The sequence below is a fragment of the Acidovorax sp. 62 genome (genome assembly GCF_002754495.1).
In the GTDB taxonomy this organism is placed as follows: domain Bacteria; phylum Pseudomonadota; class Gammaproteobacteria; order Burkholderiales; family Burkholderiaceae_C; genus Acidovorax.
The window spans coordinates 4,027,865-4,040,834 of the sequence record NZ_PEFJ01000001.1 but is presented as its reverse complement, the minus strand read 5'-3'; the positions used below and the strand labels follow the sequence as shown (position 1 = coordinate 4,040,834).

Below are 12,970 nucleotides of genomic sequence, written 5' to 3'. Positions count from 1 at the left end.
TCAGCCCTGGGCTGCAATGCCCATCAGGTGCTTTTGCCGCGCCTCGGCCAACGCCAGTAGCGCATGCAAGGCGGCCACCACCAAGGTGGAGCCCCCCTTGCGCCCACGGATCACGATCCATGGCACTTCGTGCTGGCTGGCAATCAGGTCTTTGGACTCGGCCGCCGACACAAAGCCCACGGGCATACCCACCACCAATGCCGGGCGCACGCCCTCTTCGGCGATCAGCCGGGCCAACTCGATCAGCGCCGTGGGGGCGTTGCCGATGCCCACGATGGCCCCGTCGAGCAAGCCCCGCTGGTGCGCCTTGCGCATGGCCTGCACTGCGCGGGTGGTGTCTTGCTGCTGGGCTTGCGCGATCACGTCCGCATCCGATATGAACTGGTGCGTGTACATGCCAAAGTGCGCCAGCCGCGGCTGTGACAGGCCCGAGCAGATCATCTCCACATCGGCCACCACGGGCGTTCCCCCACGCAGCATGGCGGTGATCCCCGCCTCCACGGCATTCAGGTGAAAGTCGGTCAGGCCGTTGAACTCGAAGTCAGCATTGGCATGGATCATGCGGCGCACGATGGGCCACTGCTCGGCCGTGTAATCGTGGCCCTGCACCTCCGCATCGATGATGGAGAAGCTGTCGTGCTCAATGGCCTGCCCTGCGCGGGTGAGCTGCTCGGTGACAGTGTTGACGGTGCTCATGCGGGCTGCACTTCGTGATGGTGATGATGGTGGTGGTCGTTTTCGTGCAGATGCACTACGGCCTCTGCAGCCGGGGCATGGGTGTGCTCATGGCTATGACCGTGGCCCAAGTCGTGGGCAATCTCGCGGTACTTGCAACCGTCGCAGGGCAGCTTGCTGTCGGGCACACCCGCACGCAGGTCGGCCACACGCTGCTCCAGCAGGGCGAAGATTTCTTTCTCAAACCCGAAGTACGAGGCCTGCGCAAACCGCACCTGGGGATACTGCTGGCGCAGGTGCTCCACCTGGCGGGCAATGCGCTGCATGAGCGTGCCGGTGAACAGGTAATACGGCAGCACCACCACCTGCTTCATGCCCAGCAGCACCTGGCGCTGCACCGCGCGCTCCAGGCGCGGCCAAGTGATGCCGGTGAAGGCCAGGTCCACCAGCTCGTGGTCGGTCTCTTCCATCAGCCAGCGGGCCATCTTGGCCACATCGCCATTGGCCTGCCGGTCGGACGAGCCGCGCCCCAGAAGCACCACGCCCGTGGTGGTAGGGTCGGGCATATCGAGCTGGCCCATGCACTGGCGCAAATTGCGGCGCAGCACCGCCAAAATGGGATCACAAGCCGTAAGGTGTGGGCCGTACAAAAACTCGGTGCCCGGGCAATGCTCGCGCGCGTGCTCGATGGCCTCAGGAATCTCCATCTTCACGTGGCCCGCCGCGTTCAGGATGAGCGGCAGCACCAGCACGCGGCGGGCGTTGCGCCCGGCTTGCTGCAAGCCATCGTGCAGGCTGGGGGCGGCAAACTCGATGAAACACACCTCAATGTTCCAGCCCGGCTGGCGCTCGCGCCACTGAGCCACAAAACGGTGGATTTCGTCGTTGCCCTCGCTCTCGCGTGAGCCGTGGCCGATGAGCAGAATGGTGTCGTTGTGGCGTGCGCCGAGGTGTGTACCGTGGGGCGTGGCTAGGGTGTGCATCAAGAGGTCTCCGTGGGCGTGGCAGGCACGCTGGCCTTGCGAAAGCGGTGGGTGAAGCTGGCGTCGTACAGCTTGGACTTGGCCAGCGTGGGCCAGTGGCGTGCGCCCAGATTGGGGCTGGCAATCACCATGGCCTGGCTGACCACCTTGGCGTCGCGGCAGCGCTGGCGAATGTCGGCCAGCGTGCCGCGGATGATGAGTTCTTCACCCGGCCAGCTGGCCTTGTGCACCACCAGCATGGGGGCGTCCTCGGCCCAGCCAGCGGCGCGCAGCTGCTCTTGCACCTTGTGCAGCAGGGTGATGGACAAGAAGATGCACAGCGTGCAGTGGTGGCGCGCCAGTTCGGCCAGCGACTCGCCTTCAGGCATGGGCGTGCGGCCTTCCACGCGGGTGAAGATCACGCTTTGCGTGACCTCGGGCAGCGTGAAGCTCTCTACAGCCGCCGCTGCCGACGCCATGGCCGATGACACACCCGGCACCACGCGCACGGGCACGCCTGCGGCATCCAATGGCTGCACCACTTCGATCAACGCGCCGTACAGCGCCGGGTCGCCGGTCTGCAAGCGGATGACTACCGCGTGCTGCTGCGCCTGGGCAATGAGCCAAGCGGCCATCTGCTCCAGCGTCATGTCCTTGCTGTCGGCAATGCTGCAGCCCGGCGGTGCCCAGCGGGTCACGGCCTCGTTGACCAGCGAGCCTGCAAACAGGATGGCGCCAGCGCGCTCGATGAGCGAGCGGCCCTTGACGGTGATGAGCTCTGGGTCACCTGGGCCCGCGCCCACAAACCAGACGGTGCCGACCGTCATGGCTGGCGCAGGCACAAGGAGGCCCACCCTGTCCGCAAGGGAGAGGGATGGCACGCCAAACGCCGCGCCGCTGGCACGCAGGCCAACATCAAATCAGAAACCATGGACAAAACCCGGATGCACCCAGACCCCCTGCTTCCCCGCAGGTTCTGTGACATGGGTGGGCACGTGGCTCACCCGCTTGTCGGCCGGTCTCCGGGCTGGCGAGGTGTTCCTGTGAATCCTTCCCAGGCCATGAAGACCCAGTGGACATGTGACGCAGGCTGAAAGCGGTGCTTTCTCTCGCTTACCGTTGCGGGGGCAGCTCAGGTTAAGGGCGACTCGTGGTGGGCCGCGCTCTCCTGATTCCCGTTTAACTGTGCCGTCGCAATGACGGCACGAGCACCAACGGGGGCGAGTATAGGGCACGGCACCGTCAGGGCACCTGCAGCCGTCAGCACAACCCCTGGCCTGGCGTGCGGGCCCATTGCTCCAGCCCATGCCACACCCCTTGCACGCCATCTGAGTCTGACGTCTGCAGGCCGTGGTTGCCCCCCGCCAAGCTGCGCACGCAGTATGGCGCTGTACGACCCTGGGCAACCCGGGCAAATTGCCGGTACGCAGCCGCAGGCACAAGCTCGTCCCTCTCACCCCACACCTGCAGCAGCGGCCAGGGTCCGTCAACGAGGGGCTGCTGCACAGGCCAGTGCCACAGGTCTCGCCAGTAGCGCAGGCTGCGGCCTTGGTGCACGATGGAGTCTGGGGCTGTGCTGGCCTGCATGCGGTCCAAGGCGTCCCAATCGGCACTGTGGCCCGTGCGCAGTGCCTGAAGCCGCCCGGCTTCGCGCGGGTCCAGGCCACTGCCAGAAACCATCACCATGCCCGCCAGTCCAGGCCCGGCAGCCACCGCCAAGGTGGGCAGGAGTTCCACCCCCTCGGAGATCCCGACGAGCAGCAGGGGCTGCGGCGGACCATCCACACGGGCAGGTGGCGGCATGGCGACGATCTGCTCCAGCGCAGCCCGGGCGTTGACCGCCCAGTGGGAGAGGCTGTCCGTCTGCACAAAGTGGGGCGGGCAATCGGCAGGTGCGGTGGTGTCCTGAGGATGCACGCCGGGCTTGTGCAGCACCGTCACCTGGGCATGCAGCAGGCCCCTGAAGTAGCGGTCTGCCAAGGGGCCCATGCCCGCGCAGCCAGAGCCCGGAATCACCACCACGCGGTAGCGCAAGGGCGGCGCCAGGGGGCCGCGCTGCAGCGCCCACAGTGCTTGCGTTGGGCCCTCACCCACACTGATCCCGCTGAGCCGCAGGGGTGCAAATCGCACAGCGCCCTGCCCTTCAACGGTCTCTGCAGGCGCAGGCGTCTGCGGTGCTGCGCAGCCGGCCACACCCGCGACAGCGCACGCAAAAAAGGCCAGCGCAAGACTGGCCTTCACGGTGCGCTGGCGCAGCGAGGGCGCCATGGCGTTCATCGCCACGCTGTGCCCGGCATCACTTCAGGATGATGACCTGATCAGGCTGCTGCGGCACAGGCATGGGCTGGGGTTGGCCGCCGTCTGCAGGGTAGGCCATCGGCTGTGGAGGCCGCACGCCACGGGACAGGTGCGCATCGGTGTAGCCCAGTTGGGTGGCCAGTTGCACGTACACGTCTTGGGCCAGGCTTTGCGAGGTTTCGCGGATCACCTTGGCACGGTTGGGCGGGGCAATGTCGCCACGCGTGGACAAAATCTTGGTGTCGTTGCCCTGGCCCTGGGCCGAAAACGCTGCCTTGATTTCATAGGTGCGGGTGTTGATCAGAGAGAAGTCGGCCAACAACTGCAGGCCGTACTGGCGTGTGGCGCTGCTGCTGCCTTGCAGGGGCGACAGGGCATCGGTGAAATCGATGCTGGAGACCACGCCGAACAGCACGTAGTCGGCGCCGTTGAATTCGCCCTTCTTGATGCGGGCGATCACATCGGTCACCTGGGGCTGTGCCTTGGGCGTGGCCATCTTGCCGCCCTGCACTTGGTTGAGCACCTGCTCGGCCTTGGAGGCCTGGGGCGCACCGGCGTCAAAGCCCTTGCCCTGCACCAGGCGGAAGTAGGTGCCTTGCAGCAAAGCGCCCTTGATGTCGTTGGTGTAGCCGCCCAGCTCGCGCTGCTCAATGTAGCTGTAGCTGCCCGCCACATAGGTGCCACTGGACTGCTCGGACGCCTGCACCGACTGGCTGCCAGAGTACGAGCCACCGCCACCATATGCCCCATGGCTGTGGCTGCCGCCCTGGCTGCTGCGCGCACTCATCTGGGCGCTGCGCTGGTAGGCGCCCGCCACAAAATACTCGGACACGCGCTGGGCATAGGCCAGGTCGGTCACGGCAATCTTGGGGGCCGCATTCTGCGCCTGGGCGCTGCCGCCCCAGGCCAGCGTGGTGGCGGCGATCACGGCCAGTGCCGTGTGCAAAGTGGTTCTGCGTTGCATGGTGTGCTCCTTGTGAGCTGATTGAATGGTTTTTACTCGGCGTGGGTCATCTCACCCCAACCCACGAAAGCCACACCGCCGTGCGAGACTGGCACTACCCAGGCGCGGGACGCCAAGCAAGGGCCGCCCCGCAGCGAGGGCGTCGTCCCCCTTCCCGGCGAAGCCGAGAGAAGGGGGAAGGCGCGCAGCGCCTCAGGGGGATGTCACTTCTTGCTCGTTTTGCGAATCTCTTTTTCGTCCTGCCATTCGATCGTGCCTTCCTGCACGTCAAACATCTTCAGTGTGAACTTGTAGAACACGTCCTTGGTGTTGTTGTTCTGCTTGACGATGCTGGTCAGCTCGCCTTCGAGCTGGTATTTGGCCGCCGTCATCTGGCCGACCTTGGCCGTGGTGTTCTGCTTGTACAGGCCGCTCTGGTTCTGGCGCTGCAGTTCGTCCACGCCCTGCTGCATTTCATTGATGGAGCGCGTGAAGCGCACCTTGCCCGACTTGACCAACGCGGTCTGGATCGAGTTCATCACATTGGTGGTGTCGATGTACTCGCTGGTCTTGTTCTTGACAGTGGAAATGGTCACCGTAGGGCGGCCCTGGAAGATGCCGGTTTCCAGCAGGCTGCCGGTCATCTTCTCAGCAATCATCTGCAGGTCGGACGAGCCGAATTCGTTGGTCACCAGTTCCACGCCCTTGGCGTCGCCGTAGTTGACCTGGCGGTCAAAACGCACGGTGGGGGAGGACAGGTTCTGGCAGGCCGACAGGGCCAGCGTGCTGGCCGCAAAGGCCACGATGAGCGCAGTGCGCTGGAAGGTGTTCTTGGTCATGGTGTTGATTTCTTTCATAAGACAGGGCGGTTCACACTACCGGAGGCTCTTGAAACTGGCGCTCCCCCGCCGTAGGCAGCCGCGCAAGGGCCTTTGCTGGCCGCGCCGCCCCGCCGCGCTGGCTGCGTCCCCCACCCACGCGAAGCGTGAGAGAGGGGGAAGGCGCGCAGCGACTCAGGGGGTGCTTCATAGCTTCAGCGCGGCTCCACGTTCATTTCAAGGCGCATGTCCACCGCAGCAGCGGTGGGGGCTACGCTTTTGATGGTTTGCTGGCCCAAGCCCAGCACGGTGAGCTGCTTCCACGACTCACCATCGCCCACCTGGTTGCCCACGTTGTCCAGCCACTTGAAGCGGTAGAACAGCGTGCGGTCGCTGCGCACCGAGCTGGACAGGTCGGCCTGCACCGCCAGGATGTCGTTCTTGCGCACCAGGCGCATCTCGCGCACAGCGATGCCGTTGGCTTCACCGCGCAAGGCCACTTTGGAAGCCACAGCGAGCGGCGTGGCAGGGTCGTGTTGTTGGGCGCTGGCAGCGCCAGCCAAACCCACGCAGGCGGCGCAGATGGCGCTCAGGATGATGCGGTTGGTCATTCAAAAGACTCCTTCAGGCAAATCGTGAAATGGGCCGATGGACTGGGCGGGATTCGCTCAGTTTTTAGCGGCAGGTGTCGGGGCAGCCGTGGGGGACTTGGCCACAGGCTTGCTGGTCGTGGTGCGCGTGGCGGTGCGCGCGGCGGGCTTGGCCGCAGGGGCGGCGGCTTCCACAGGCACAGAGCCTGCAGGAGCGAGCTTGCCCAGGCTGGCCACATCGCCCATCAGCACCGTGTTTTCGTACAAACGCAAGGGCACCAGGGCGTACTGGCCGTCGATCTTGATCGGATCGGGCAAGGCGCGGCCATTGACGCTGACCACATGCTCACCTGGAGGCAGGTAGCCACGGGCAATATAGACCCGGCCCGGCAACATGCGCCACAGGCGGTCATCGGCTACTTCGGTGGCGGCAGAGGCCACCGCACCAATCAGGCCACCCACCAGGCCACCGCGCTTTTGCAGCTCGTTTTGCACCACGCCTTTGGCCACAGCGCGGGTCACACCACGCAGCACCATGCCGGGCATTTCGTCCTTGAGGGCGCGACGGGCCATCACGTTCACGTCCACCACCTTTTCCAGCTTCAGGTTGGTACCTGCGGCCGACAGCGTAGTGAGCAGCGGGTCAGTGGAGGGCTCGATGATGGGGTAAGAGATGCTGGCGGTGACCATGCCACGGCCCGTGGGCACGGGGATGGTGAAGGCCTTGGGCTTGCGCGCAGGCGCGTCACCGGCTTCGACTACGAACAGCACGTCGGTCATGCGCTGGCGGCGCTTCCAGGTGAAGCTGGTGCGGTTGTCCAGGCCGCGCAGGCCCTCTTCCAGCACCCCCGTTTCAGGCTTGAGTTCAATGGCTTTGCGGTAGCCAGGGGCGGCCAGGCCAGACTCGCCCAGCACTTCGTACATAAAACCCGCCAGGTAGTGGCTCAGGGCGTTCTGGTAGCCGTTCTTCAACGCCAGCACTTCGGGGTCGTTGAGGGTTTCAACGGGGTAACCGTTGAGTTCCTTGCCGCCTGCAGCGGCGCCTTTGGACTTGGCTTCTTCTTCCGCCGCCAGGGTTTCCTTGGAGCGGAACTCGGCAATGATGGCCTCGCGCTCGTGCGTGCGCTTGATATCGACCCGGGCGTTTTCAAAGTCGCCCACGGCCACGCGGTTCAGGGCCAGGCGGGTGGTGAGCCACACCTTTTCGTAATCTTGGCCCTCATAGTTCTTGAGCCGCTCGCTGATCAGGGCGGCACCCACGGTGCCCATCAGCTTGGAAGGGTTGGTCTTGGCGGTTTCTTCCCATTCCTTGACCTTGATGTCTGCCAGCAAGAAAGCGTTGGTGCTGTCCTGGTAGCGGCGGTCCATGCGCAGCAATTCGCCGCGTTCCAGGTTGTAGAGCAGTGCGGTCTTGTCGTCCTCGCTCTTGGCAGATGCCTCCAGTTGCTGCAACGCGGCTGGAATGCCGCCCGTGCGACCGGCCGACTGCACATCGGTGGCCAGCTTGTCATGGCTTTGCATGCTGGCGCAGCCCGTCAGGGCCGCGCTCAGCGTCAGCACCCACAGCAAACGGGGGCGAAAGTGCGCAAGAGTTTTCATTTTTTTCCTAGGAGAACGGTAAACGGGATCTCAGAAAGCCCTGCAGGACCCATCACATCCAGCCCGGTAGGCCAACGCGCGCCAAGTCTGTGCCGCCGCAACGGCAGGCGAAATGCGCATGGAAACCGGGCAATCAACGGGATGGATCGGATGTCACGGTGCGCCCCCTCCCGGCGCGCAAACGTGTCAGGCAGCTCCCTCAAGCTGTGAGTTTTCTGGAAATTGTGTTGGCAGATGTAGCCAGCCGGGAATGTAGCAAAACGTTGTATCTTTTCTGTAACCAAGCGGGCCTGCAGTGGCGCCAGCAGGTGGGAGTGGACAAGCGGCTCGGCCATGGCGATCACCGGCGCTGGTCCTGCAATGGCATGCGGTAAATCCACACCACCCGTCCACCTGGGGCCCGCAGCTGGGCGCGGGGCAGCACGCCAGGCACAGCAAACTCCAGGCTCACCAGCCAGGCGCCGGGGGCCATCTCGGCTTGGGCCTTGGCCGCAGCGCGGGCCATGCTCTCAGGCCGCTGAAACAGGTACACCATCTGGTAGCCGCTCCAGTCGGCCTTCCACATGTCGGCCCGGCGTACCCTAGCCCAGGGACAGCGCAGCGCGCAGGCCACCCGCAGCAGCCAACTCCACTCAATACCGTGCAGCGCCGCATCGGGGTAGGCGTGGCGCAGGGCCAGCAGGCCATCGCCCAGGCCGCAGCCTGCGTCCAGCACCTTCGCGCTTGCGGGCAAAGGGGCCTGTACAGCCAGGGCCTGCAGGGCATGGCGGGGGGTAGGGAACAAGGGGGCATCACGCCAGGCGTTGAGCGGGTACACCAGCAGCAGCAGCGCCAAAGGCACCAGCCAGGCCCAGGCGGGCAAGGTGGCCATGCCCGTCAATGCCAGGGACAAGGGAAAGCCCACCGCTATCAACCCGCGCCGCCACCAGCTTTCACCCAGCAAGCTGGCCGCTGTGCCCAGCAGGCAGGGCAGCAGCATGGCCCACAGCGAGGGCACCACGGGCTGGAGCGTGATGAACAGCAGCCAGGCAGCCGCCCAGGCCAGCAAGGCAGGCAAGGGCCAGGGCAGGCGCAGGGACACCATCATGCGCACCCATCCGCCACAGGCAGCGCAGCACCGCAGTGCCACAGCGTGGCTGCGGGCCAGGCAATGCAATCAAGACAAGGGTGGTTCATGGCGAGGGCTGGAGGAAGCACGGCGCACTCCAGGCGCCGGTCTGCAGCGGGCAGTGTAGGCCGGTTGGGCGTGTTTTCCAGGGCCCTCAGGCCTTCGCCAAGGCCAGGGTTGTGCCAAAGTTCACATTCGCGCCCGCCGGGCTGTCAACGCGCCCCAGCCAAAGACCATTGCCGCCGGGGATCTCTGGGGCGCCCCATGGCGCAATCGGCACCAGTCGTGGGGCCGCGCTGCGAACTACCCAGCCATTCAGCCGCGCAGTCGCTCGATGAGGCCATTGAGTTCTTCGATGGAGCCGAACTGGATGGCCAGCTCGCCCATGTCTTCCATTCGCCCTGCCCGCTTCACACGCTTTTTGACGCGCACTTCCACGGCGGCCATCAGCAGGTCCGACAGCTCTTCCTCCACGCGCTTCATGTCGCGGGACTTTTCCTTCTTGGGCTTTTGCGGCACCAGGTTGAACTCGGCGCCGATCTTTTTGACCAGGCTCTCGGCCTCGCGCACCGACAGCTTCTTGGCCGCAATCTGGTTGCCCGCCGTGATCTGCGCGGCGCGGTCGAGCGACAGCAGCGCGCGGGCGTGGCCCATGTCGATGTCGCCGGCCATCAGCATGGTCTGCACCGGATCGGCCAGGTTCAACAGGCGCAGCAAGTTGCTGGCAGCACTGCGCGAGCGGCCCACCGCCTGCGCAGCCTGCTCATGCGTGAGGCCGAACTCGCGGACAAGGCGCTGCAAGCCCTGCGCTTCTTCCAGCGGGTTCAGGTCTTCGCGCTGGATGTTTTCGATGAGCGCCATGGCCGCAGCGGCCTCGTTGGGCACATCGCGCACCAGCACCGGCACCTCGGCCAGGCCAGCCAGGCGGGAGGCCCTGAAGCGCCGCTCGCCCGCGATGATTTCGTACTTGCCAGCATGCTCGCCATCCGTCAGGCGGCGCACAAGAATCGGCTGCATGATGCCCTGGGCCTTGATGGACTCGGCCAGCTCGTACAGCGCGCCTTCGTCCATGCGCGTGCGCGGCTGGTAGACGCCCGGCACCAGCTCGGTCAATGGCAGCGTGCTGGGCAAACCCGCCTGCACGGCCTGGGCTTGTTCGACTTTTTCCTCGACCTTGGGGCCGAGCAATGCTTCCAGGCCGCGGCCGAGGCCCTTGGGTTTTTTGGTGACCATGAAATGCGTCTCGCGAAAGAGAAAAGGAATGGAAAGAATCAGCGGTCGATGATGACCAGCGTGCCATGGCTGCCAGGCGCCACGGCGTGGGGCACGCCTGCCGGGACGATGAACACCTCACCCGCGTTCACCTCGGTGATCTGCCCCTGCAGGTCCAGGCGCATGCAGCCGTCGAGCACCAGCAGCGCCTCGTCAAAGTCATGCGACTCATCGGGGTAGGCAGCGCCGTCCATGCGCAGCACCTTGACGTTGCTGCCCGCGGCCTGGCCCACGATGGTGGAAGCCCAGGCGCGGGGCAGCTGGTTGGCGGTTGAGATCAGATGGGTTTTGGACATGGGTTAGAAATGCGGGGTTGTCAACGCGAAGCTCGCGCCATGGCCTGGCGCTTTTTGCGGCTGCGCCACAAGCGCAGCCAAACACCCCAGGCCACCGCCAGCAGCACCAGGGCCAGCATGAACTGGCCCAAAGCGGCCACCACCACGGCGCTGCTGGGCAGCAACCAGGCCAACTACCACTTGCAGCGCTTCCAGCGGCACATAGAGCTGGGCAGGGCGGCGCCGGGACGTGGCAGCCGGGGCCTGCACGGCGTCCGCCACGGGCGGGCGATTGCGCCACAGGGCCCAGCGGCTCATTCCGCATGGGCCAACTGGGTCAACCAGCCGTGCCCCTCTTCCCAGTCGCCCAGCCCGGATTCCGCATTGATATGGCCGCGCTCGCCGTAGTCCACAAACCGCGCGCCCCAGGCCTCGCCCAGGCCCTGCACGCGCTCGTAGCTGCAGTACGGGTCGCTCTGGCTGCCCACCAGCAGGGCCGGGAATGGCAGTGGCTGCCGCGCAATGGGCGCCCAGCCGTGGATCATGGCGGCGATGTCGGGGCGCTCCACATCGCCCGGGGCGACCAGCAGCGCACCGCGCACCTTGGCGGCGTGGCGGGTGTGGCTGGCCCACCAGGCGGTGAGCACGCAGCCCAGGCTGTGCGCCACCAGCAGCACGGGGCCATCGGCATCGGCCACGGTTTCTTCCAGCCGGGCCGACCAATCGCCGCGCAGTGGGCGCATCCAGTCGTGCTGCTCCACGCGCTGGTAGCCGTGCAGGCGCTCCCAACGGCTTTGCCAGTGGTCAGGGCCCGAGTTTTGCCAGCCGGGCAACAGCAGCACGTTGGAGGGTTTTATTGCTATCATTTTTATAGCATGTAGCGCTTTATGGTTGCGCCTTGGAGGTCTTTTTATCTCCAATCCCCATGCGCTTGACGCGATCGACCATCTCCTTGGCAAAGTCCACAAACGCGTGGCTGCCCTTGGCCGAGGGGTCAAACACCACGCCCGGCACCCCGTAGCTGGGGGCCTCGGCCAGGCGCACGTTGCGGGGGATGACGGTGTTGAACACCTTGTCGCCAAAGTGGTCCTTGAGTTGCTCGCTCACCTGCTGCTGCAGCGTGATGCGCGGGTCGAACATCACGCGCAGCAGGCCGATGACCTGCAAGTCGGCATTGAGGTTGGCATGCACCTGCTTGATGGTGTTGACCAGATCGGTCAGGCCTTCCAGCGCGAAGTATTCACACTGCATGGGCACGATGACACCGTGCGCGCTGCACAGGCCGTTGAGGGTGAGCATGCTCAAGGACGGAGGGCAGTCGATGAGCACGAAGTCATAGTCTGCATCGGCCTCGGCCAGCGCGGCCTTCAGGCGCTTTTCGCGGTGCTCCAGGGCCACCAGTTCGACCTCGGCACCGGCCAGCTCGCGGTTGGCGCCCAGCACCCAGTAACCGCATTTGTCCGACAGCACTGCCGCCTCTTTGACGGAGGCGGACTCCAGCAGCACGTCGTACACCGACAGCTCCAGCTGGCGCTTGTCCACGCCCGAACCCATGGTGGCATTGCCCTGCGGGTCCAGGTCCACCATCAGCACACGCTGGCCAATTTTGGCCAGGCCCGCGGCCAGATTGACGGTGGTGGTGGTTTTGCCCACGCCGCCCTTTTGGTTGGCGATACAGAAAATTTTGGCCATGTGGAGGTGTTCGTGTTACTTGGAGATGGCCAGCTTGATGCCGAAGCCGATGAGAAAGACGCCCGCCAGCTTTTCCAGCATGCGGCCAATGCGGGGGTTGGCGCGCATGCGCTCTGCCAGGTGGTGGGTGAGCAGCACCGCCACCAAGCCATACAGAAACGTGAGCACCGCCACGGTGGCCGCCATCACACCAAAAGTGAGCAGGCCCTGGTGGCGGGCTGGGTCCACAAACAGCGGGAAGAACGCCATGTAGAACACGATGGCCTTGGGGTTGAGCAGCGTGATCAACCCAGCCTGCTTAAAGTAGTGGCGCGGCTCGATGTTCAGCACCGGCTTGGCACCGGGCTTGGCCGTGAGCATCTTGAACCCCAGCCATCCCAGGTAGGCCGCCCCCAGCCATTGCACGGCCGCAAACGCCGTGGGGTAGGTGGCCAGCAGTGCGGCCACGCCCGCCACGGCCGCCCACATCAGCACCTGGTCGCCCGCAATCACCCCCATCGTGGCCGCCAGACCGCCGCGAATGCCGCCCTTGCTGGTCGAGGTGATGAGCGCCAGATTGCCGGGGCCTGGAATGGCCAGGAACAACACAATGGCGGCGACAAATGCGCCGTAGTCAGCAATGCCAAACATGATTTCTCCCGGTGCCGTGACGATGGGGAATGCAGCGAAAACTGCGCAAGAACAAGGCCGAGTTTAAGCGACGCTTTTTCGGAAGCAGCGCCTCCAACGCAGCGCGGG

Annotated in this window: 15 protein-coding genes and 1 riboswitch; all 15 genes read right to left on the bottom strand. The window is 65.2% G+C overall.

Features of this window, described 5'->3' with window-relative positions:
* Positions 1-696 carry a precorrin-8X methylmutase gene (locus CLU86_RS18015; RefSeq protein WP_099657306.1) on the bottom strand — a complete coding sequence of 232 codons (696 nt, stop codon included), beginning with the start codon at positions 694-696 and terminating at the stop codon, positions 1-3.
* Positions 693-1,658, bottom strand: coding sequence for a sirohydrochlorin chelatase (locus CLU86_RS18010; RefSeq protein WP_099742582.1), 966 nt, complete (start codon positions 1,656-1,658; stop codon positions 693-695). Before CLU86_RS18010 ends, CLU86_RS18015 begins: the two co-directional genes overlap by 4 nt.
* Positions 1,658-2,464, bottom strand: a complete 807-nt coding sequence (cobM, locus tag CLU86_RS18005; protein ID WP_099657304.1) for a precorrin-4 C(11)-methyltransferase — start codon at positions 2,462-2,464, stop codon at positions 1,658-1,660. Before cobM ends, CLU86_RS18010 begins: the two co-directional genes overlap by 1 nt.
* Before the next feature lie 168 nt (positions 2,465-2,632).
* Positions 2,633-2,868, bottom strand: a riboswitch (cobalamin riboswitch).
* A gap of 29 nt (positions 2,869-2,897) precedes the next feature.
* Positions 2,898-3,914, bottom strand: coding sequence for an alpha/beta hydrolase (locus CLU86_RS18000; RefSeq protein WP_233195320.1), 1,017 nt, complete (start codon positions 3,912-3,914; stop codon positions 2,898-2,900).
* Positions 3,915-3,933: 19 nt separating this feature from the next.
* A complete protein-coding gene (locus tag CLU86_RS17995) occupies positions 3,934-4,899 on the bottom strand; it encodes a hypothetical protein (protein WP_099742581.1) in 966 nt (321 codons plus the stop codon).
* A gap of 203 nt (positions 4,900-5,102) precedes the next feature.
* Positions 5,103-5,717 carry a penicillin-binding protein activator LpoB gene (lpoB, locus tag CLU86_RS17985; RefSeq protein WP_199175146.1) on the bottom strand — a complete coding sequence of 205 codons (615 nt, stop codon included), beginning with the start codon at positions 5,715-5,717 and terminating at the stop codon, positions 5,103-5,105.
* A gap of 194 nt (positions 5,718-5,911) precedes the next feature.
* A complete protein-coding gene (locus CLU86_RS17980) occupies positions 5,912-6,307 on the bottom strand; it encodes a YcfL family protein (protein ID WP_099657301.1) in 396 nt (131 codons plus the stop codon).
* A gap of 57 nt (positions 6,308-6,364) precedes the next feature.
* Entirely contained in the window at positions 6,365-7,885 is a 1,521-nt protein-coding gene (locus CLU86_RS17975) for a COG3014 family protein (protein ID WP_099657300.1), read from the bottom strand.
* 340 nt (positions 7,886-8,225) lie between these two features.
* Entirely contained in the window at positions 8,226-8,969 is a 744-nt protein-coding gene (locus CLU86_RS17965) for a class I SAM-dependent methyltransferase (protein WP_099658916.1), read from the bottom strand.
* Between the two features lie 339 nt (positions 8,970-9,308).
* Entirely contained in the window at positions 9,309-10,226 is a 918-nt protein-coding gene (locus CLU86_RS17960; RefSeq protein WP_099657298.1) for a ParB/RepB/Spo0J family partition protein, read from the bottom strand.
* Positions 10,227-10,264: 38 nt separating this feature from the next.
* A complete protein-coding gene (locus CLU86_RS17955; RefSeq protein ID WP_099742578.1) occupies positions 10,265-10,561 on the bottom strand; it encodes a cupin domain-containing protein in 297 nt (98 codons plus the stop codon).
* A gap of 20 nt (positions 10,562-10,581) precedes the next feature.
* A complete protein-coding gene (locus CLU86_RS22945; RefSeq protein WP_233195083.1) occupies positions 10,582-10,734 on the bottom strand; it encodes a hypothetical protein in 153 nt (50 codons plus the stop codon).
* A 120-nt stretch (positions 10,735-10,854) separates the two neighbouring features.
* Positions 10,855-11,397 (bottom strand): alpha/beta hydrolase, encoded by a 543-nt coding sequence (locus tag CLU86_RS17950; RefSeq protein ID WP_099743673.1) that lies wholly within the window; start codon positions 11,395-11,397, stop codon positions 10,855-10,857.
* 28 nt (positions 11,398-11,425) lie between these two features.
* Positions 11,426-12,232, bottom strand: a complete 807-nt coding sequence (locus tag CLU86_RS17945; RefSeq protein ID WP_099742577.1) for a ParA family protein — start codon at positions 12,230-12,232, stop codon at positions 11,426-11,428.
* Between the two features lie 15 nt (positions 12,233-12,247).
* Positions 12,248-12,862 carry a LysE family transporter gene (locus CLU86_RS17940; RefSeq protein ID WP_099742576.1) on the bottom strand — a complete coding sequence of 205 codons (615 nt, stop codon included), beginning with the start codon at positions 12,860-12,862 and terminating at the stop codon, positions 12,248-12,250.
* Between the last annotated feature and the right edge of the window lie 108 nt (positions 12,863-12,970).

Bases quoted from the DNA above. Each gene is read 5' to 3' on its own strand.
- lpoB (WP_199175146.1), bottom strand. From the start codon at position 5,717: ATGACCAAGAACACCTTCCAGCGCACTGCGCTCATCGTGGCCTTTGCG.
- CLU86_RS17960 (WP_099657298.1), bottom strand. From the start codon at position 10,226: ATGGTCACCAAAAAACCCAAGGGCCTCGGCCGCGGCCTGGAAGCATTG.
- cobM (WP_099657304.1), bottom strand. From the start codon at position 2,464: ATGACGGTCGGCACCGTCTGGTTTGTGGGCGCGGGCCCAGGTGACCCA.
- CLU86_RS18010 (WP_099742582.1), bottom strand. From the start codon at position 1,658: ATGCACACCCTAGCCACGCCCCACGGTACACACCTCGGCGCACGCCAC.
- CLU86_RS17965 (WP_099658916.1), bottom strand. From the start codon at position 8,969: ATGGTGTCCCTGCGCCTGCCCTGGCCCTTGCCTGCCTTGCTGGCCTGG.
- CLU86_RS17945 (WP_099742577.1), bottom strand. From the start codon at position 12,232: ATGGCCAAAATTTTCTGTATCGCCAACCAAAAGGGCGGCGTGGGCAAA.
- CLU86_RS18015 (WP_099657306.1), bottom strand. From the start codon at position 696: ATGAGCACCGTCAACACTGTCACCGAGCAGCTCACCCGCGCAGGGCAG.
- CLU86_RS17940 (WP_099742576.1), bottom strand. From the start codon at position 12,862: ATGTTTGGCATTGCTGACTACGGCGCATTTGTCGCCGCCATTGTGTTG.
- CLU86_RS17955 (WP_099742578.1), bottom strand. From the start codon at position 10,561: ATGTCCAAAACCCATCTGATCTCAACCGCCAACCAGCTGCCCCGCGCC.
- CLU86_RS17980 (WP_099657301.1), bottom strand. From the start codon at position 6,307: ATGACCAACCGCATCATCCTGAGCGCCATCTGCGCCGCCTGCGTGGGT.
- CLU86_RS17995 (WP_099742581.1), bottom strand. From the start codon at position 4,899: ATGCAACGCAGAACCACTTTGCACACGGCACTGGCCGTGATCGCCGCC.
- CLU86_RS18000 (WP_233195320.1), bottom strand. From the start codon at position 3,914: ATGAACGCCATGGCGCCCTCGCTGCGCCAGCGCACCGTGAAGGCCAGT.
- CLU86_RS17975 (WP_099657300.1), bottom strand. From the start codon at position 7,885: ATGAAAACTCTTGCGCACTTTCGCCCCCGTTTGCTGTGGGTGCTGACG.